A 20,967-nucleotide genomic window follows, 5' to 3' on the forward strand; every position below is an offset into this window, starting at 1 on the left:
TCATAAAAGTTTCATATATTTATTTAAATTTCATAGTAAAAAATAATATTATAAACATATTTCAATAATATGCAAAAACTAATGCTGTGATAAAAATGATGATGAATGAACAATACATACAAAAAGACATAATGTTTATCGTCAAATCAGAAATTAGATTAAAGATTTTAACTGAATTGAATGATAAACCCCAAACAATTAAAGAAATTGTTAATAAAACTAAAATGGCTTATAGTTCCGTGTCAAATAATCTAAATAAACTAGAATACAAAAAGCACGTTATTAAAGAAAATAGAATTTATACAATGACACCTATGACAAAACTTTATTTCAACCAACTGATGGAATTTAAGAAAAGCATTGATGTCATTAAAAATTTCAACAGCTTTTGGTATAAGCATGATATCAAAAATATTAACAATGAATTAATAGAAAATATTACACAACTATATGAATCAAAATTAATTGAGACAAATCCTATCGATATTTATAAAACACATGATAATATCAAAAATCAACTTAAAATATCAAAAAACGTAAAGGGAATTCTCCCATATATTCATCCGGACTATCCATTATTAATTGAAAATATCTTAAAAAATAACGGAAAAATCGAATTGATAATGGAAAAGAATATCTTTCAAGGATTATTGTCTCAAATCGATAAAGATCTGAAAAATAAATCTGTTCGAAATGGATCTTTAAAAATGCATATTTTTAATGGAAACTTAGATATTTATTTATTAATATGTGATGATTCCATGAATTTAGGATTATTTAAAAATGATGGCAGCTATGATCAAAACAGAATTCTAAATTCCACAACCGAAGACTCCCTAAACTGGGCGAACAACTTATTTGAAAATATAAAACAAAGAGTGATTTAAATGAGTTCAAGTACTTTAAAAGAAAATGAACCACAGGAATTTAAAAATGTCAAATATCTTTTGACATCTTCAATGCGTACATTAATCCTTATTGTTTTATATACTAATAAAAAAAATCTTAATGAAATCAGGGACGAACTAAAAAAACCATCTGCAACAATATTGCATGGTTTAAAGGAATTGGAAGAAAACAATCTTATTAAAAAAGATAGAAAATATTATTCATTAACATCAAACGGGTATTTACTAGCAACAAACATGATTAAACTAATTGATAATTGGTATGCTATCGAAAAAAACAAAGTGTTCTGGAATAACCACGACCTGAGTGGTATTCCAGAAAATTTTTTAAATAAATTATATCTCTTGAAAGATGCCCAATTCATTTCATCAACAACAAGCGACTTATCTAATGCATTTAATACATACATACAACTAATTTCAACAGCAGATGAACTAAACATTATACTACCAATATACTCAGAAAATCATTTTAAATATTTGATTAAATTATTAAAAAATGATGATTTGAAAAGATTGACAATACTAATAAATACAGAAATACTGAAAACGATGAAAAAGAATAGGTATCTAAAAAAATCATTGATAGAAAATGAAAAAACAAAAATAATAGAAATCTCTGAAAATCCGAAGATATTTTTAACATTTTCAAATGAATTTATGGCACTGACATTATTCTTTAATGACAATCATTATGATGATTCACAGATTATCATAGATAAACATGAAAATGCCATAAAATGGAGCAAAAATCTCTTTCAAAGATACATGGAAATGATATAATGTATATTGAAGAAAATGAAACCCAAAAAGCATTAAAAATAATTCTTTTACAGAAAAAAGGTGGAAAAAACTGTGCAAGAATTATTGAAAAGTTACTTATTCGACCATATAATTCCAATCAAATGGCAAATGAACTTCATATTAGCTACAATACCGCATATTACCATTTTCAAATAATGCTAAAATATGATTTGATTAATAAAATGCCATCAAAATATGGAACATTTTATGTGGCAAAACAGAACCTAATAAATGAAAAAGAATCATTTGAAGAGATAAAAAAATTAATTATAGATTAATTAAATATAGATTTTGTAATGATAAAAATTAGGTGATTAAATGGAAAGTGAAACTACCAAACAACATCAAGATGAATCTTCCAACAATATTACATGCGGAATTATCACTTTAAGTGATAGCAGAGATAAAAAAGAAGATTTATCAGGAGATTATATTGAAAATGAACTTAAAAAGAGATATACTGTAAAATCAAGAGAGATTATAAAAGATGAAAAAGATGATCTTTTAAAATCTATTGATGAAATGATAAACAACAATGTCGATGTAATCCTAACAAATGGAGGTACCGGACTAAGTGAAAGAGATATAACCGTTGAAAGTGTTGAAAAATTATTTGATAAAAAAATTGATGGTTTTGGAGAAATTTTTAGACATCAATCATATATAGAAATTGGTTCAGGAGCACTTCTCTCACGTGCTACTGCAGGTGTTTATAAAAAATGTTGCATATTTTCCATGCCAGGATCACCTAATGCTGTTAAAACGGCTCTAAACATAATAATTGATGAACTTCCACATATTGTTCATCATGCAAAAAAATAAATTTTTGATGGATTAAAATCCATCATTATATTTTTTTTATTACTTGCCAAATGCAATAAGTGTAATCATTGGAGTAGCATATGCTTCGATAATTGCTGCAACCAATAAGAAAATCACCATTAGAATTAAAGTAAAAATAATATCTTTTAGAACATATGAATCCAAAAAAGCTTCTTTAACACTTCTTTTTTTAATGGCACTGATTTCTAACTTCGTAATCAAAAATGCACCCGTTAATGCAAATACGCTTCCGCCCATATATTCAAAAATGAAATGGGGAAAAATCGATACCATAGAGAAATATAAATCACCGCCAAAAGGTGCGCCGATAGCAACAGCATTAAATATTACTAGAATTAAAGAAATTATTGAAAATAAAATTCCACCAATAAAAACTACCAAGTCAACGAGCAAATTATGCGTAAATAATCCTACAGCATCACCAGCAATATCCGAATAAGAAATTGATTTATTGGTTTCACTCATCATCTTAGAAATCATACCATACTTTTCTCCAGCAAAAATATTACCTGCAATGGCACCAATGATAACGAACACAATCAGAATTACCAAAGAAAGGAGTATTAATTTCTTATTTCTTGAAAAATATCCTTTTATAAATTTCTTTGTAAATAATTCCATCATATCACTAAAATTCATCAACAGTTATTAAGGGTTCTAGTTTAATTCCTTCTTTTTCAAATGCATCAATAGCGCCTTCCTGTCTGTCGACGACAACAAAAGCTCGGGTTACATTTCCACCATTTTCTTGAATAGCTTTAATGGCTTTAAGAAGAGATCCTCCAGTAGTTGTTACATCTTCAACAACAATAACATTATCGCCGGAGTTCAATTCACCTTCAATTAATTTAGATGTACCATATCCTTTCTTTTCCTTACGAATCATCAATAATGGAGTTTTACTTTCAAGAGAGACTGCAGTAGCAATAGGAACTGCACCCAAAGCAGGACCAGCAACTTTATCAATTCCATCTTCTGCAATCAATTCAGTGATTAATTTTGCAATAGTGGATAATATCTCAGGTTCTGTTATTGCTTTTTTCATATTGATATAATAGTCGCTTTTTTTACCTGATGACAAAGTGAAATCTCCTCTGAGGAAAACTTCATTTTCTTTTAATAGTTTGATTAAATAGTCTTTAGATGGCATTATAAATCATCATCACTTTTGAGTAATACTTTATCACCAATAGCTTTTACAAGTTCTACCGGTACAACATTTTCACTGTCACGAAGTTGTTCTGAGAATCCTATTTTCTTAATAACCAAATCAGTTATTTCAAAAGTATCTTCATCAAAAACAATTTCTTGAACTTTACCTATGATATTTATGTTCGCATCTAAAACTTCTTTATTGAATAATTCTTTTGTTCTCATAAAATCACCTATTATAAAATAATATTAAATTATTAATTTAAATAAATTTGTTTTTATCCTAAAAATTTTTCTATCCAGAACAACAATAAATAATTTACAGTATTTCCAACACAGCCCTCCAAAAGATTAAAAGATAAATCAAAGGCAGTATTTTTATTGATAATGCCCTTTTTAAAATCATCTATTAAATTTAAAATTGAAGAAGTTATGGCAATATTTTCCTGAATTTTAGAATCGATTTTTAGCTGTGAAATGAACTTATGTTTATTTTGATTTAAGCCATCATAAAATTCATTGATATCTAACTTATATCTATTTAATAATACCAAAACATTAGATTGTGAATTTGGAGTAATCCAAACTTGTTTTTTAATTGCTACATGTATAGACTCAATGATACTTTTAGCAATTATTTCACCTAATTTGGAATGTTTACCTGCATTAGTAATTACATTATTCGAATCTAAATTAGAAGCAATTATAAGACCGTCAGTGCCCGTGCCTGTTGCAAAATTATTAGAATATTGAGAAGGTATTTTCAAATTATTTAAAGCCACAGTTTTAGCTTCGCTAGCCACCATAAAAGCCTCTGCCAATACATTATCATTCAATTTTGAATTTATCAGCAAAATTGTATTAATGGTTCCTGGTTTAAATTCACCATTTTCTTCATAAAATCCTGCATCATCACCTGCGCAAACTGCATTAACACGAACTCCTGCAGTTGTAATGGCAACGACTTCCAATTTCTTATATTTCTTAGTCACTATTGACACATTTCTCATTTTAGCTAATGTGACAAGACCTGATGACATTTTAGGATTAAAATTTAAATCATCACATAACCGGATTAAATAATCAAATAAATCATGATTTTCCAAATAATTTATATTTTCTTGAGATAAATGATGATTAAAAACGAATTCCAAATTATTTTTTATTCCGCCATTTAAAACAGAATTAGAAATAGTGTTGTGCCGATTATTAAATTTAATAAAAATAGAGTCTTTGAAATAATACACTTCATCAGATGTTGAAGTCTTAAAAATAAGTCTGTCGTTATACATAAAATAAAAAAAGAAAAGATGTAAATTAGATTTACATCATTGGAGGCATACCTCCGCCCATACCTGGGTCCATAGGCATGTCGTCTGCTCCACCAGAGGATGCAATTACATCATCAATTCTTAAAATCATTTCAGCTGCTTCAGATGCAGATTGGATAGCTTGTTTTTTGACACGTTTTGGTTCAATTACACCAGCTTCTTTCATGTCTGCTACTTCACCAGTGAATACATCTAATCCCATGTAGAAGCTGTCTTCTTGAGCGGCTCTTAAATCTACTAAGGAGTCAATGCTGTCTAAACCTGCGTTTTCAGCTAAGGTTTTAGGTACGATTTCTAATGCTTCTGCAAATGCGTTTACAGCTAATTGTTCTCTTCCAGAAATAGATTCTGCATAATCTTTGAGTTTTTTAGCCATAGCGATTTCAGGAGCACCTCCACCAGCAACAACTTGGTCATCTTCAACAGTAGCTGCCACTACACCGATAGCGTCTTCGATAGCTCTTACGATTTCGTCAACGATGTGTTTGGTACTACCTCTTACGAATAAGGTTACGGATTTAGCTGCACTGCATTCTTCGACAAAGATCATGTCTTCACCAGAGATTTTTCTTTCTTCGACGATTCCTGCTTGACCTAAGTCATCTGAGGTTAAATCATCTAAGTTAGAGATAACGGTTGCACCGGTAGCTCTGGATAATTTTTCAATGTCAGATTTTTTAACTCTTCTTACAGCTAAAATACCTGCTTTGGATAAGTAGTGTTGTGCTAAGTCATCAATACCTTTTTGTGCGAATAAAACGTTAGCTCCAGAATCAGCGACTTTTTGAACCATGTCTTTAATCATGTTTTCTTCTTGTTCAATGAATGCTTGCATTTGAGCAGGGTCAGTGATTCTGATTTCAGCGTCAACTTCAGTTTCTTTAACTTCTAATGGAGTGTTGACAAGAGCGATTTTTGCATCTTTGATTTCAGATGGCATACCCGGATGTACTTTTTCTTTGTCAATGATTACTCCTTCAACTAAGTTGGATTCTTCGACAACAGCACCATCTTTTTTCTCGATTTTAATATTGTCAATGTCTACAACTTTATCATCAGCAACTTTTTGTACAGCTTCAACGATTAATTTTGCTAATGGTTCACGTGCTGCTTCGGTTCCTTTACCAGTCATAGCAGTCATAGCTACTTTAGTTAAAGTTTCAGTGTCAACATCATCGATTGCAATTTCATCTAAGATTGCTTGAGCTTTTTCAGCTGCTTTTCTGTATCCCATTGCAATGATAGTTGGGTGAATGTCTGAATCTAATAAGCTTTCGGATTTTTTTAATAATTCACCAGCAATAATAACTGCAGTAGTAGTTCCGTCTCCAACTTCATCTTCTTGGGTTTTTGCTACTTCTACGAGCATTTTTGCTGCAGGATGTTCAATATCCATTTCTTTTAAAATAGTTACTCCATCGTTGGTTACAACAATGTCTCCGAGACCATCCACCAACATTTTGTCCATTCCTTTTGGACCTAAAGTAGTTCTTACAGTTTCAGCTAATACTTTACCAGCTAAAATGTTATTTCTTTGTGCGTCTCTACCGATGGATCTGTTAGTTCCTTCAGGTAAAATAAAAATTGGTTGTCCACCTTGTGCCATTTAATCACCTTTTTTAATTTTAATAAATAATTAGATCAGTTTAAAAATCAACATGAAAAATAAGATATAGTGTTGAATAAACCTTTCTACATATAACATGAGTTTAAGGTTATATAAATACTTTACTATTTAGTAAATTTTTGTAAGAAAAAGATGATGATAAGACAATTAAAAAAAGTTGAATCGAAAATAAACAGAAAATAAATAAAAAAAGAATAGATAAAAAATTATCTATGTTGTTTTTTCTCTAATTTGAAAGGAGGAGTTCTTTCAATAGTTTCATAAGATTCCTGTTCCTCTTGGAGTTCATTGAAGAAAGCATTAATTTCTTCCAATCTTTTAATTTTATCATTTTTACGAATCAATTCATTTTGGAGATTAATAAACTCTTCACGTGAAACAGTTTGCTCTTTTAAAAATTTAAGTTCATTATCCTTTGCGTTGATTTCATTTTGAAGTTGATTTTGTAAATCAACATAATCTGATTTAGGGACACTTTGCTCTTTTAGATATTTTAATTCACTATCACGAACAGAAATTTCACTTTCCAAATAGTTTTGAAGACTTACATATTCTTCACGAGGAATTGAATTTTCTTTTAGAGAATTAATTTCATTATCCATTGCAGCAACTTCATTTTCCAATAATTGTTTAAGGCTATTATAATCTTCTTTAGGGATAGATTGTTCTTTTAAATTGGATATTTCATTATCCATTGCCGCAATTTCATTTTTAAATTGTGTTTCTAAATTATCATAATCCTGTTTTGGGATAGTTTGCTGTTTTAACAAAATCATTTCATTGTCAATAGTAGTAATCTCATTATCTTTTTGCTGGAGTTCCCTATCCTTAAGCTCTAATTGCTTTTGGAGTTCCATAATCTCCTGTTGAGCACCAGCATCATTTTCCAATTTGATGACCTGTATTTTATAATCATCAATGGTTCTTGAAAGATTATTTATTTGCGCATCCTTTTCAGCAATGCTTTTATAAGATTCATTCAATCTTTCATTTACTTCAGACAATTCATTTTTCTTATAATCTTTCAATTGTTCTGCAAAATAAGTTTTAATTTCATCCAAAGAATTATTTACATAATCAAGTTCATAAATCCTATCTTCCTGATTTTTAATTAATAAATCTTTCTCATTTAATTGATTTCGTAATTGATTTGCTTCCTCTTCTGCTTTAAATTTAATAACTGAAACTTCTTTTTCTTTGTCAACAATATCTTGTTCGAGCTCTCTAATGCGTGAAGCAGAGTTATCATTAGCTTTCTCCACTTCCAATTGTGTTAAATCGAATTTAAGTTTATTTAACTCTAATAAACAAGATCTGACTAAAGACTGTAAAGTCTCTTTTTCAGCATCTATTCCATTTACCATTTCTATCCCTTAACTTAAAATTTATCTCAATATTGAAATTTGCATATGATTAATTTTTAAATTTAAAAATTATGTTATACCATACACTATATTTATCTAATATTAAATATTGATGTTATACTATTTAAATTAAACCATTAAATAAACCAAAAATAGAAACTAAAAAAATATAGAAACCAGTTGAAAAATATAGAAAAAAATAGAAAAAATAAAAAAATAAATGAGTTAAATTAGAGTATTCTTTCATTAATTAACTCAGCATTTAATACTGATGCTCCAGCAGCACCACGAATAGTGTTATGCCCTACAAGAACATATTTAAAACTATTATCAAAAGCTTGGTCTTTTCTTAACCTACCAACACTAACAGACATACCATTACCAGCATTTCTATCCATTCTTGGTTGAGGCCTGTCCATTTCTTCTTTGACAATGACTGGATTTTCAGGTGCTGAGAATAAATTTAATTCTTGAGGCAATGCTTTGAAATTTGCCATTTTATCTTTCACATCACCAATGTCAAAGTCATCATCCAACTCAATGAATATTGCCTCGGTATGACCATCAATTACAGGAACCCTATGACATGATGCACTTAATCTGAAATTTGCATCATTGACTTTTTCACCATCAAAAGAACCTAATAAGTGCAAGGTTTCAGATTCCATCTTTTCTTCTTCACTGCCTATGTAAGGAACAAGATTGTCAACAATGGCCATTGATGGAACACCATTGTAACCTGCACCAGATACTGCCTGCATAGTTGATACTCTTATTGAGTTAACATTGAAATTATCCACAATAGGTTTCAATGTTAAAGTTAAAGCAATAGTTGAACAGTTAGGATTGGTTACTATAAATCCATCCCAGTTATTTTCTTTTTGCTGAGCATCAATCATGTCTAAATACTCAGGATTGACTTCTGGAATAACTAAAGGAATATTTTTCTTCATCCTATGAGCACTGGCATTACTTGCAACAACATAATCTTTTGCAAAGTCTTTTTCAACTTTAGCAGCAAATTCGGTAGGAAGTGATGAAAATACTATATCTACATCATTATCCATATCTTCAGGATTTGTTTCACATACAACAATATCTTTTACTGACTCAGGCATTTCATCATCAAGATACCATGTGGTTGCATCTTCATATCTCTTACCCGCAGAACGTGAAGAAGCTGCAAGAGCAGTAAGCTCAAAATCAGGATGTTTATCCAACAATTGAATAAATCTTTGACCTACCATTCCAGTAGCACCAAGTACACCTACATTAACCATAATAACACCTATTCTAAACCTAGAACATCATTCATACTGCTAACAACACCTTTTTCAGCAGTAGGCACATATCTAATAGCTCTAATTACACCGGCTATGAATACTTCTCTTGTATGTGCTTGATGTTTAACTTCAATTCTTTCACCATCACCAACAAACAATACAGTATGATCACCAACAATGTCTCCACCACGTATTGCATGGATGCCTATCTCTTCAGGAGTTCTTTTTCCAACCATACCCTGTCTTCCGTAAACTCCAACTTCTTCAGGGTCACGTCCTAATGATTCGGCAATTACTTCAAATGCGGTCATTGCAGTTCCTGACGGAGCATCTTTTTTCTGATTGTGATGAGCTTCGATAATTTCAATATCAAAATCATATAATAATGGAGCCAGTTTCTTTAATGTGTTGAAAAATACATTTACTCCAATAGCCATATTTGATGAAATTACTGCACCAACCTTATTGTCTTCAACATTTTTAATGTTTGATGCCATCTGTTCTTCAGTGAAACCTGTTGTTCCAACAACAATATTGACACCACAAGCAGTAGCTGTTTTAATAGTTTCAACAGCAGCAGGGGCAATTGTAAAATCGACCAATACATCAGGTTTTGTTGCTTTTAAAGTTTCTTCCAATTTTTCTGAACCAACAATTTCAACACCAAGCTCTCCGGCACCAGCCTGAACACCAGCATCTTTACCAGCCAATGGAGAATTTGGAATTTCAATAGCTGCAACAACTTCCATATCTTCTTGTTCTGTAATTTTTCTAATAATACCGGAGCCCATTCTTCCAGCAGCCCCAGTCACTGCAACTTTAATCATCAAATCACCTTAAATTAATTCTGAATCTTTTAATGCTTTTTTAAGAACTTCCAAGTTTTCTTCTTTCATTGGAGCTAATGGTTCTCTTAAAGGTCCTGAAGGAAGACCCATAATACCCATTGCAGTTTTTACAGGGACAGGATTACTTTCAATGAATAATGCCCTGATTAAATCCAACATTTCATAATGAAGTTCACAAGCACGAGTATAATCATCATTTAATATGCTATCAACCATTAAAACCATTCTTTTTGCATCTATGTTAGCAGATGCACTGATTACTCCAGTTCCTCCAACAGCCATTATCGGTAATGTTAAGGAATCTTCACCAGACAATATGTTGAAATCATCTTCAAGACCTTCAAGAGTAAGTGCTCTGTAAATATCAGATACTTTATCAACACTTCCGCTTGCCTCTTTAACTGCATCGATGTTTTCAATTTTTGCAATTTCAACAATAGTTTCAACATCCATATTTATTCCAGTACGTGAAGGCACATTATAAGCAATTACCGGAATATCACATTCCCCGAGAGCCCTATAATGTTCAACAAGAGCATGCTGTTGAGGTTTATTGTAATATGGAGTTATAACAAGTGCAGCATCAGCACCGGCATCTTTTGCATATTTTGTTAAATGAACGGCTTCCGTTGTAGAGTTACTTCCAGTACCTGCAATAGTTTCAACTCTGCCATCCACTTCATCAACCAAAATTTCAATAATTTGTCTGTGTTCTTCATGAGTAATCGTAGCTGATTCTCCAGTAGTTCCAGCCCCAACTAATCCATTCACACCTTTTTCAATCAAATAATTTATATTGAATCTAAAACCTTCTTCATCAATATATCCTTTTTCATCAAAAGGAGTTACCATCGCAACATAAGTTCCTTCAAAATTCATTCTAAAACCTCTTTAAGTAATTCAAATGCTTTTTTACCATCTTCTAATTTCACATAAACAACAATAGCTGTTTGAGATGAAGATATTTCTATTATATTAATATGATTTTTTCTTAACGGTTCTGTAATTTTTGAAATGATTCCTGGAGTTTCTTCAGCAAAATCCGGACTTACTATCGTAATCATTGATGTATCTTCTGCCAGAGATAGTGAACTGAATACATCATCTTCAATTACTAAAGTATGCAATAAACGATAAGCTTTTTGTGAATCTTGTTTTTCGACAAATACAGTCATTGAATTTTGTCCGGCTGAAATGCCAAATATGTTAATATTATTGCTTGCAAGACATGCAGTTAATTTAGCTAAAAGGCCTGATTTTTTAAGCATTCCATCCCCAACTAATGCTATAAGAGAAATAGGATTTTTATAAAGTGAAACGGATTTTGTCATGTCTCCTTCAAAAGGACCAGTAATGCGTGTTCCTTTAACGGACAAATCACCATATGCAAAATTAATGATTTTTGCACTTATTAATGGATCTTTATATTTTAATGCATGAGGATGTAAGACTTGAGCACCATGGGTGGCTAAATCCCACATTTCTTCAACAGATATTTCATCTAATAATTCAGCTTCCTCAATTTTATTAGGGTCAGTAGACATTACTCCTTCAACATCAGTTACAATTATAACTTCATTAGCATCTAAACAATGTCCAATTAAAAATGCAGACACATCACTTCCGCCACGACCAAGTGTTGTAATTTCTCCGCTCGGACCTTTTCCTAAAAATCCACAGATTACAGGAATAATACCCTGATTTAAAAGTTCTTCAATGCCCTTAAACATCTTATTAGTAGTAGCGAAATCAATTTTAGCTTCTAAAGCATTTGAATCAGTCATGATAGGCCATAATTCATTATATGGATCAATGAATTGAGATTTTACACCTAATGATTCAACAGTAGCAGAGAATAACCTAGAACTAGTCAATTCTCCCATAGCCATAATTTCTGCCTTTTGATTGTCAGTTAAGTTACTGCCAATTGCTTCATTTGACAAACCAATAAGATCATCTGTAGTTTTATTGACAGCAGAAACTACAACAACCACCTGTTTACCTTTCATATATTCATTTACAACGGACTGAGCCGCTTTTTTAATTCTGGAACCATCACCAACCGATGTTCCACCAAATTTTGCTACTATTAAATCCATTAATATTCACACCTATTTCTTAAAACTATTCAATAGTTTAATAATAATTTTTTGATATTTAAAAATACGATATATAATTATGTTAAAAGATATTAATAAACTTTTAAAAAAAGATTTTCATGAAAAAAATTAAATTATTAAAAAAAGTATATAAAAAAATAATAAAAATGCATAAAAGTTATTCTTGAGCTTGTTCTAATTTAACAAGTCTAGTAACATAACCAGCAATTTTATTTCTTAAATGTTTAGTACTTACAGTAGAATATTCAGATACTAATTTTTTGTTTTCTTCAAAATCAGTAGTGAAAACACCTTTGTGAGTTTCTATAAGTTCTCTTGCTAAACGTTTAACAAATGAAGTTCTAATATTACCCATCAACATTCCTCCTCAAAATTTCTTTCTGCTCATTTTTACTTAATATAGTTAGCATATTAACGATTTGATCGATTATATCCCTATCAATACCGTTTTCATCAGACAACCTCTTAATTTTTGCATGAATTGCATCTTCCCTACCTTTATCATAAATTGGCATGCCCAAATACTCTTTTGCAAGAGCAATATCAACTGCAAATGAAGTTCTCTGGCAAATTAAATTAAATAAATCATTATCAATCTCATCAATGCGATTTCTAGATTCTTTTAAAAGATCTTTAGCTTCTTTTTCATTATTAAAAGATTTAATCTCATATTTATTATTCAAAAAATCACCAAAATTTGATAATAATGATAATAATATAATTTATAACAATCATAGTATATAAACTATGGCATAATATTAGTTGAAAATTAAATTTTTAAAAAAATATGAAAAAATTAAATTATAAAAAGACACAACCGTCATTGTCAACATTAGTTTGTAAAACCCTGCCTTCTAATCTAGACCATGCATCATTTACATCATCAACACTGTTTTCATTGCAAACAGCAACAAATGATGATCCAGTTCCTGATAGTCCTGAGGCTATTGCTCCTGCTTGAAGAGCATCAATAGCTATGGAAGAATCAAAGCCTAATGTAGAAGCATAAAGAAGACCATTTAAATTTAAAGCTTTGAAATAATCTTTATTTTTTGCAAAATCAAATGCAATTTCAACAAGAGGAGCCAATACACGCATACGATTAACATCACTATCTCCAGATTTTGAAATGAAATTAGGCATATAGACAAGTATCTTATAATCATCCATCTTTTCTTTAATTATGAATTCACGATTTTTATTATCCGTTACAACAACGCCCCCAAAATATGATGCGGTCGCATCGTCAAATGAACCTGTGATAGTAACACCCGCTTCAATAGATGCATCAATAGCCAAATTTATAATTTCCAAATCAGACAATGGATTTAAATTAAATTCATCACTGATTATTTTAGATGAAATTGCAACAACAGCATTAGATGAAGCACTACTGCTTGAAAGGCCAGATGCCATAGGGAGTGTTGATTTTGTTTTTAGCTCCAATCCAAAATTATTTTCATCAATACCATACTTTTCAAAGACTTTCTTTACACACAAATCCATTAAATCAGTACTTGCTCCAACATCATTATAGCATTTTATTCCAGAACCAATGGATTTAGCTTCGCATTCAATATTAAGACCAATTCCAAAAGCAGATCCGAAACCTGTTGCTATTGCATTGATGATTGTAGCGGATCCTGGACATTTAACTTTTTTAATCATTATTTCATCTCATCATAAGGAATTTCAACTTTACTAAAATCAATAGCTCTTTTTCTTGCATTAGAAGATAATTTATTCCTAAATCCATCATCCCCAATTATCTTATCGATTGCATCAGATAAACTTGAAGAATCATTAGGGTCAATTAATAAACCAACATCATCAGTGATTATTTCAGAGATTCCACCAACATCACTTCCAATGACAGCCTTTTCACAAGCCAATGCCTCAATCAATACCAATCCAAAACTTTCAGAAAATGATGGAAGAACCAATACATCGCATCCAGGAATTATATTTTCCACATCCCTCCTAGAGCCTAAAAACCGAACATCAGAAATATTTTCAGTTTTCACTTTATTCTCCAAATCTTTCTTAAGAGGACCGTCCCCAACAATTACCAGTTCATAATCAGTTTTAGACTGTTTTTTAGCTTCTAAAATCAAATTGACATTTTTACGTTTAATAATATTACCAACAAACAATACAATTGGCTTACCGTGATTATCAAGTAAATTTTTATTGTCTTTAGAAAATTTATTTATATCTACAGAATTCCAGCACAACCTTGTTTTATTTGATATTCCATCTACACCAGTGGCCAATATTTCTTGTTTTAATGCATTACTTACTGCAAAAACAACATCTGCCTTTTTTAAAACATTTTTAATGGATGGTCGCATGAAAGATTGTTTTTTATACATTTCAAACATGTCTGATCCATGGGCAGTCACATATGTTTTAATTTTATGCTTTGAGCCAACCTCAACTGCAGCAGCACCTGCAGGAAACAGATAATGGCCATGAACAATATCAATGTCCACTTCTTTCAGCAATTTCTCTAAAGCTTTTTTAGCATTTCTTTTAAACATCAAACCCCTAATTCCTGGAATATTTATACCTTTAGTACCTATAACATGAATTCCATCGATGTCTGCCAAATCAGCATGAGGATAAGTTATTACATAAACTTCATGACCCAGTTTTACAAGTTCTTTTGATAATGTGTGAATATGAACACCTACACCACCAAAATGAGGTGGAAATTGACCAACCATCGCTATTTTCATAAAAATCCTTCCATATTATCGTTTAAATAATTACCTTCCATATCTACTAAAATAACATCCAAATCCAATTCAAAACGTAACATGCATCTTTGTTTAATGGCAGCTGCAATGCTGTTGACCACATCTTTTTGAAGACCTATTTCAGTCAATATATCCAACATATCATCGGTAGTGGCCGAATCATATAATTTTTCCAGAATATCCTTTTCAGCGCCACATAATGCAGCATGAGTAATCATTATTTCCCGTCTACCATCTGCAATAGCATGTTTTGTATTGAATATGCCTCCGGCGATTTTTATCAGTTTTCCGATATGACCAAAAAATGTGAATTTATCAATCCCTCTCTTTTTAGCCTCCTCAAACATGAACCCGACATAATTACCAGTTTGAATAATTTGTTCCTTAGTAATATCCAATCGTTTCAATGCCAATTTTTCACCAATATTTCCAGGAACGAAAACCAAATCATTCAAAGACGATGCTATTGCAACATCAATTTGAGTAACTATAGAATTTTTATATGCTTCACTGGACATGGATCTTGCAATACCCGTTGTTCCCAAAACAGAAATACCATCAATAATACCTAATTTAGGATTCATGGTTTTTCGAGCAATTTCACGACCTTTAGGAATAGAAATAGTAACTTTAGCAGATTTATCTTCTGGCACTTTATCTTCCAAATTCTTTTTAATCATTTTTCGTGGAACGGGATTTATTGCATAATCTCCCACAGGAATTTGAAGACCAGGTTTTGTTATTATGCCAACTCCTTCACCACCAGTGATAATAACTTTTTCACTAGCAAAATCAATTAATTCAACATTAGCAACAATATCCAAATTTACTGTAACATCAGGATCATTATAAGGATTTTTATGAGCCACAGCATATGCAGATGAATCTGACAACCTGCAGCATTCATCAATTAGTATATCCAATGTCTTTTTGGGAGTCTCAACATTAACACAAACAATATCTGGTGAATCTAAAATAGCATCAATAGCTGCAAGAGAACAAGCAGTTGCAACAGTTCCTGTTGTAACACCAGTATAATTTTCATCAGTCATTTTTACAAAAAGAAAAAAAAGAAAGAATCTATAATAAAGATTCTAATTTGTCAATTAAGTCACTGTCACTAGGTGCACCAATAAATTCAACATTTCCATCAATTACAACAGTTGGTACAGCCATAATTTGATATTCTCTAGCCCTATCAATGCTGGCAGGTTCGTTGACATTAACTATTTCAACATCAATTTGATCACCTAACTTAGCTTTTGCACTTTCAGCAGCACTTACTGCAGCAGGGCAGTGTGGACATGAATCAGTTTTAAATACTTCAACTTTGATTGCCATATTATCTACCTATAAAATTTCTATTTTGTAACTATTATATTAATTATAGTATTTATAAATATTTGTTATCAAATGCTCTCACATAATATATTATATATGTAAAAAAACAATATTTTAAATGATTAAAATGGAAAATTTACCTGAAGATATTAAAAAAATAATAAATAGTGCATACCCATATATTGAGGAGTTCAATCCCGCACAAAAAGCAGTAATTGAATCTGGATATCTGGATGATAATTCAAACTATATTATTTGTATTCCAACGGCAAGTGGAAAAACAGTTTTAGGAGTATTGCCTGCTCTAAAAACAATACTTAACAAAGGAAAAGCAGTTTATGCAGCACCGTTATTATCTATTCAAAATGAAAAAGTACAGGAATTTAAAGCATTTGAAGAACATGGAATAAGCGTGGGCAAACATCCGTCAAGTGCAGATTTATCAGTGATGGTTTTTGAGTCATTTGATGCTCTTACACGATTTTCATGGGATACTCTTCGTGATGTTGATACTTTAATTATTGATGAATTCCATATGATCGGAGAATACACAAGAGGCCCCACATTAGAAGCGGCCATAACTAGAGCCAAAATTATTAATCCCTCCATGAGAATAATTGCCCTTTCTGCAACCCTTAGAAACATTGAAGAAATTGAAGGTTGGCTTGAAGGAACATGTATTGAACATGACTATAGACCAGTGCCTTTAAACAAAGAAGTTTTAGATGCTGAAATGTTTAATACAAAAAATAAGAATGATGTGATTGTCAAGATTGTTGAAAAAGCTATGCAAGATAATTCACAGGCATTATCCTTCGTGTCCACCAGACGTTTTACCGAAAGTCTAGCCACATATGTTGCTAAAAAAATAAATAAAAAACTTTCAAAAGAACAAAAGAAAACATTCAAAGAAGTTGCAAATAAACTATTAGAAGTTCCTAAAAATAAAGGTTCACTTCCAACAACAACATGTGTAAAATTAGCTGAAGCTGCAGAGAAAGGAGTTGCATTTCACCATGCAGGACTTTTTAATGAACAAAAAGAAATCATTGAAGATGAATTCAGAAAAGGAAATATTTTGATGATAAGTGCAACACCAAGTTTAATGTATGGTGTTAATTTGCCTTCAAAATCTGTTGCGATAAGAGATACAACACGTTGGACAAGCAATGGCCCACAACTCATCCCTGTCTTTGACTATGAACAGATGTCTGGTCGGGCAGGAAGACCACAATACGATGATACAGGATATTCTTATCTCATCGCCAAAACCGCAGATGAAGCCTTTGAATTAGAAGAACATTTTATAAACGGCGAAATTGAATTAACCAATTCCAAGTTAATTGACAATAAGGATGCTATTTATAAACAAATCATAGCACAAATTGCATCGACATTGTCCAAAGATTTAGACGAATTAATTGATTTCTTTGAAAAAACATTATACGGATACCAAATGAACAATAATCCATCAATGTCCTTATTCGCATCAGACAGTTTAAAATGGGAACTTGAAAATGCACTCCAATTCTTACTTCAAAACGGAATAATTAGGGCAACCCCAGATGGACTTAAGACAACAGATTTCGGAAATTTAATAGCAAAATCAAATTATACTGTTGAAACTGCTGTTAAAATTAAAGAATACATTTCATCAATGGATACATTCAATATTCCTGAATTTATCTATGCACTTGCTGAAACGCCAGACTTGCCATTAATAACATTTAAAGGCAGGAAAAATAAAGACCCCGTTCGTGAAAAAATGTCTGAAGTAGGGCTTTTCGCAGTAGACATTGGAAATCCTGAAGCGACAACAGTTTCATTAATTGAATGGATTAATGAACGAAATGAATTTGAAATAGAAAATAAGTATAGTGTTTATTCTGCATCAACCAGAAGAACTGCTTATGAAGCATCAAGACTTATTCGTTTTGCCAAAAATACTTCTGAAGTCTTAGGGGATTATTCCAAATTAAAAGATTATGATTACCTGTCTGCAAGACTTTACTATGGCGTTAAACAAGATATAATTCCTCTTGTTGTAGGTGTAAAACGTCTTGGAAGAAAAAGAGCTAGAAATATTGAAAAAATATTTGGCCTAGATTTAAAATCCGTCAGTGAAAAAGAGTTACAACAAATTGATGGTATCGGTGAAACATTATCTAAAAAAATAAAACAGTTTGCAGATAGTTATTAAGGGGAGGATTATCCTCCACCTTCTGCAACACTAGAATCCATTTCCATGTTCTCTAATTTTGCAGCTTTTTCTTTAAGATCCTCAATGTCAATGTCACGACCTGTTGGCGTGTTCTTAATATTAATATCTTTTTCATCAAGAATTTCAACTAATTTAGATTTATACCATAAATTAGTCTTATCAATTAAAACCCAACCGATTTCATCTTCGGTTTTTGTATCAAGAACTTTACCTACAGTTCCCGTATCTACATAACGAACATGATCATCGATTGAAATTTCTTTATCACGAGCATCAAATGCCATGATATTACCTCAAAATTTATTCGTCTTCTACTTCAATAGTGACTTGTTTAGGGTCTTCTTCGTCAGCTTCTTCTTTTTCTTCTTCTTTAGAAATTTCAGTGTTTAAGAGAATGCAGTCTCCAATAGTAGCAATTTTATCATATCCAACTTCAATTAAATCATTAGATAAAATACCTTTTTGTAATGATACAATAAGGGTGGTTATATTACCTGTTTCAGTATCGATGTCAACATCTTCTACTTTACCTACTTCATTTACTTTTTTATCTAATACAGTAATTCCGAAAAATTGTTTTGCACGCATTTTATCGCTTCCATATAAATATATTTTAATATACTATTAAAACATACCCATATATAAAATTAACTATATATAATAGAAATAGGTGAAATTAATGAAAGATGCATGTCGAATCATAATTGATGATATTATTGAAGGTAAAATATCCACTCGACGTGATTTGGAAGTTCGAAAAAGACAACTTTGTCGTGAATTAAAATTATCAAGATTTATGAGCAATGCAGATATTCTCGAATATGCCAGTGAAGAAGAAAAGGAACTTGTTTCAGATACTTTAAAGAAAAAACCTACAAGAACAAAATCTGGGGTGGCAATAGTTGCGGTAATGTGTCATCCACACAAATGTCCCCATGGAAGATGTCTTTATTGTCCGGAAAGTGATATTGCTCCGCCAAGCTATACTGGAGAAGAACCTGCTGCACTTAGAGGCAGAATGTTTGAATATCACCCATATGTACAATGTTTCAACCGACTAGCCCAACTTAAAAAAATTGGACATCCCATTGATAAAGTAGAGCTAATTATAATGGGTGGAACATTTCCATCAAGAGATTTGTGCTATCAGGAGTGGTTTGTATCACAATGTCTTAAGGCAATGACTGATTTTGGTTTAATATTAGACAACAATGCTGAATTTGAAATAAATAAGAAACTAATAAGAGAATTTGAAAAGGATGTGGTGAAAACTTACCCCCCTAACGATTATGTTTTAATAGAAGATATCCAGCTGGCTAATGAGAATTCAAAAGTCAGATGCGTTGGAATGACATTTGAAACAAGACCCGATTACTGTAAAAAAGAACATATCAATAGAATGCTTGATTTTGGTGTTACTCGAGTTGAATTGGGTGTACAGACATTATCTGACAAGCTATATGAAAAAGTCAAAAGAGGACACACAATTGCTGATGTGATTGAATCCAATCAACTTTTAAGAGATTCGGCAATTAAAGTAGCAATGCACATGATGCCTGGATTATTTGTTCGCCAGAAAGAAGACCTAAAAATGTTTAAACAACTTTTTAGCGATGAAAACTTCAAGCCAGATATGCTTAAAATTTATCCATGCCTTGTTACAAAAGGTAGTGAAATCTATGATATGTGGCAGGAAGGCATTTACAGACCATATAATGATGAAGAAGCAGTTGATTTGATTGTTGAAATTAAAAAAATACTTCCAAAATGGGTTAGGACAATGAGAATTCAAAGAGACATTCCTTCTACACTCATTGAGGCAGGAGTTCAAAAATCAAACCTTGGAGAACTCGTATACAACAAATTAGATGAAAATCACATTAACTGCCAGTGCATCAGATGTCGTGAAATAGGGCATAAAAAAACCAATGAAAATTATGCTTTAGAGGATTTCAGATTATTTAAAGAATCTTATACGGCATGTGGCGGTGAAGAAACATTCATTTCCATTGAAGATAAAAATGAAGAAAGTATTGCAGGATTTTTACGATTCAGAATACCATCCCAAAATACTTTTAGACCGGAAATTACAGATAAAACTGCCCTTATCCGTGAACTTCACGTTTATGGAAACATGATCCAAATCGGAGATAAAAACCCATCAATAGGTCAACATACAGGATTTGGTGAAAAATTACTTATGGAAGCTGAAAATTTGGCTATTGATAATGATAAAGATGAAATAGCCATCATTAGTGGTATTGGAACTAGAAATTACTACCGAAAATTTGGTTATGAAAGAAAAGGCCCATATATGGCAAAAAAATTAATCTAAAAAATCAAGACAAAAATTATATATAGTTTCA

Annotated in this window: 24 protein-coding genes; 6 read left to right on the forward strand and 18 right to left on the reverse strand. The window is 31.3% G+C overall.

The annotated features are described in order from the left end of the window. The first annotated feature begins 95 nt into the window (after window positions 1-95). Genes SM9_RS08535 through SM9_RS08550 form a run of 4 tightly spaced genes read left to right on the forward strand, consistent with a single transcriptional unit; the run spans window position 96 to window position 2,534 of the window. The gene (locus tag SM9_RS08535; protein ID WP_058739742.1) at window positions 96-887 is read left to right on the forward strand and encodes a helix-turn-helix transcriptional regulator; all 792 of its coding nucleotides are present in this window, start codon (window positions 96-98) and stop codon (window positions 885-887) included. Beyond that, window positions 888-1,691, forward strand: coding sequence for a helix-turn-helix transcriptional regulator (locus SM9_RS08540; RefSeq protein WP_058739743.1), 804 nt, complete (start codon window positions 888-890; stop codon window positions 1,689-1,691). Continuing rightward, the gene (locus SM9_RS08545) at window positions 1,691-1,990 is read left to right on the forward strand and encodes a helix-turn-helix domain-containing protein (RefSeq protein WP_058739744.1); all 300 of its coding nucleotides are present in this window, start codon (window positions 1,691-1,693) and stop codon (window positions 1,988-1,990) included. Before SM9_RS08540 ends, SM9_RS08545 begins: the two co-directional genes overlap by 1 nt. Window positions 1,991-2,030: 40 nt before the next feature. Further along, complete coding sequence (locus SM9_RS08550) at window positions 2,031-2,534, forward strand: MogA/MoaB family molybdenum cofactor biosynthesis protein (protein ID WP_058739745.1); 504 nt, start codon at window positions 2,031-2,033, stop codon at window positions 2,532-2,534. 39 nt (window positions 2,535-2,573) lie between these two features. Here SM9_RS08550 and SM9_RS08555 read toward each other — a convergent pair whose 3' ends face one another. The 16 genes from SM9_RS08555 to SM9_RS08630 all read right to left on the reverse strand — a co-directional run bounded on the left by SM9_RS08555 (window position 2,574) and on the right by SM9_RS08630 (window position 16,380). Next, on the reverse strand, window positions 2,574-3,176 hold the full coding sequence (locus SM9_RS08555) for a stage II sporulation protein M (protein WP_058739746.1): 603 nt from the start codon (window positions 3,174-3,176) through the stop codon (window positions 2,574-2,576). A gap of 7 nt (window positions 3,177-3,183) precedes the next feature. Then, window positions 3,184-3,705, reverse strand: coding sequence for an orotate phosphoribosyltransferase (gene pyrE, locus SM9_RS08560; protein WP_058739747.1), 522 nt, complete (start codon window positions 3,703-3,705; stop codon window positions 3,184-3,186). After that, on the reverse strand, window positions 3,705-3,932 hold the full coding sequence (locus tag SM9_RS08565) for a PRC-barrel domain-containing protein (protein ID WP_058739748.1): 228 nt from the start codon (window positions 3,930-3,932) through the stop codon (window positions 3,705-3,707). Before SM9_RS08565 ends, pyrE begins: the two co-directional genes overlap by 1 nt. A gap of 53 nt (window positions 3,933-3,985) precedes the next feature. Further along, on the reverse strand, window positions 3,986-4,999 hold the full coding sequence (locus SM9_RS08570; protein ID WP_058739749.1) for an adenosylcobinamide amidohydrolase: 1,014 nt from the start codon (window positions 4,997-4,999) through the stop codon (window positions 3,986-3,988). A gap of 31 nt (window positions 5,000-5,030) precedes the next feature. Further along, entirely contained in the window at window positions 5,031-6,644 is a 1,614-nt protein-coding gene (gene thsA, locus SM9_RS08575) for a thermosome subunit alpha (RefSeq protein ID WP_058739750.1), read from the reverse strand. A 227-nt stretch (window positions 6,645-6,871) separates the two neighbouring features. Beyond that, the gene (locus tag SM9_RS08580; protein ID WP_058739751.1) at window positions 6,872-8,029 is read right to left on the reverse strand and encodes a coiled-coil domain-containing protein; all 1,158 of its coding nucleotides are present in this window, start codon (window positions 8,027-8,029) and stop codon (window positions 6,872-6,874) included. A 230-nt stretch (window positions 8,030-8,259) separates the two neighbouring features. Further along, complete coding sequence (gene asd / locus SM9_RS08585; RefSeq protein ID WP_058739752.1) at window positions 8,260-9,309, reverse strand: aspartate-semialdehyde dehydrogenase; 1,050 nt, start codon at window positions 9,307-9,309, stop codon at window positions 8,260-8,262. Window positions 9,310-9,317: 8 nt separating this feature from the next. Continuing rightward, window positions 9,318-10,139 carry a 4-hydroxy-tetrahydrodipicolinate reductase gene (gene dapB, locus SM9_RS08590; RefSeq protein WP_058739753.1) on the reverse strand — a complete coding sequence of 274 codons (822 nt, stop codon included), beginning with the start codon at window positions 10,137-10,139 and terminating at the stop codon, window positions 9,318-9,320. A gap of 9 nt (window positions 10,140-10,148) precedes the next feature. Then, window positions 10,149-11,039, reverse strand: a complete 891-nt coding sequence (gene dapA / locus SM9_RS08595) for a 4-hydroxy-tetrahydrodipicolinate synthase (protein ID WP_058739754.1) — start codon at window positions 11,037-11,039, stop codon at window positions 10,149-10,151. Next, a complete protein-coding gene (locus SM9_RS08600) occupies window positions 11,036-12,259 on the reverse strand; it encodes an aspartate kinase (protein ID WP_058739755.1) in 1,224 nt (407 codons plus the stop codon). Before SM9_RS08600 ends, dapA begins: the two co-directional genes overlap by 4 nt. Before the next feature lie 178 nt (window positions 12,260-12,437). Further along, entirely contained in the window at window positions 12,438-12,635 is a 198-nt protein-coding gene (locus SM9_RS08605) for a 30S ribosomal protein S17e (RefSeq protein WP_058739756.1), read from the reverse strand. After that, window positions 12,628-12,963: a chorismate mutase gene (locus SM9_RS08610; RefSeq protein ID WP_058739757.1), complete on the reverse strand. Its 336-nt coding sequence runs from the start codon at window positions 12,961-12,963 to the stop codon at window positions 12,628-12,630. The genes SM9_RS08605 and SM9_RS08610 overlap by 8 nt, the downstream gene beginning before the upstream one ends. Before the next feature lie 118 nt (window positions 12,964-13,081). Continuing rightward, complete coding sequence (locus tag SM9_RS08615; RefSeq protein ID WP_058739758.1) at window positions 13,082-13,948, reverse strand: shikimate kinase; 867 nt, start codon at window positions 13,946-13,948, stop codon at window positions 13,082-13,084. Continuing rightward, entirely contained in the window at window positions 13,948-15,018 is a 1,071-nt protein-coding gene (locus SM9_RS08620; protein ID WP_058739759.1) for a glycosyltransferase family 4 protein, read from the reverse strand. Before SM9_RS08620 ends, SM9_RS08615 begins: the two co-directional genes overlap by 1 nt. Then, window positions 15,015-16,091, reverse strand: coding sequence for a cobalt-precorrin-5B (C(1))-methyltransferase CbiD (cbiD, locus tag SM9_RS08625; protein WP_058739760.1), 1,077 nt, complete (start codon window positions 16,089-16,091; stop codon window positions 15,015-15,017). Before cbiD ends, SM9_RS08620 begins: the two co-directional genes overlap by 4 nt. Before the next feature lie 28 nt (window positions 16,092-16,119). Continuing rightward, complete coding sequence (locus SM9_RS08630; protein ID WP_058739761.1) at window positions 16,120-16,380, reverse strand: thioredoxin family protein; 261 nt, start codon at window positions 16,378-16,380, stop codon at window positions 16,120-16,122. A 118-nt stretch (window positions 16,381-16,498) separates the two neighbouring features. Here SM9_RS08630 and SM9_RS08635 point away from each other — a divergent pair, with 118 nt between their 5' ends. Further along, window positions 16,499-18,580 (forward strand): DEAD/DEAH box helicase, encoded by a 2,082-nt coding sequence (locus tag SM9_RS08635; protein ID WP_058739762.1) that lies wholly within the window; start codon window positions 16,499-16,501, stop codon window positions 18,578-18,580. Between the two features lie 8 nt (window positions 18,581-18,588). Here SM9_RS08635 and SM9_RS08640 read toward each other — a convergent pair whose 3' ends face one another. Continuing rightward, the gene (locus tag SM9_RS08640; protein ID WP_058739763.1) at window positions 18,589-18,885 is read right to left on the reverse strand and encodes a DUF2098 domain-containing protein; all 297 of its coding nucleotides are present in this window, start codon (window positions 18,883-18,885) and stop codon (window positions 18,589-18,591) included. A gap of 16 nt (window positions 18,886-18,901) precedes the next feature. After that, entirely contained in the window at window positions 18,902-19,189 is a 288-nt protein-coding gene (locus SM9_RS08645; protein ID WP_058739764.1) for a PRC-barrel domain-containing protein, read from the reverse strand. A 91-nt stretch (window positions 19,190-19,280) separates the two neighbouring features. Here SM9_RS08645 and SM9_RS08650 point away from each other — a divergent pair, with 91 nt between their 5' ends. Further along, entirely contained in the window at window positions 19,281-20,936 is a 1,656-nt protein-coding gene (locus SM9_RS08650) for a tRNA uridine(34) 5-carboxymethylaminomethyl modification radical SAM/GNAT enzyme Elp3 (protein WP_058739765.1), read from the forward strand. The last annotated feature ends 31 nt before the right edge of the window (window positions 20,937-20,967 follow it).

The organism is Methanobrevibacter millerae, assembly GCF_001477655.1.
Classification (GTDB): Archaea; Methanobacteriota; Methanobacteria; order Methanobacteriales; family Methanobacteriaceae; genus Methanocatella; species Methanocatella millerae_A.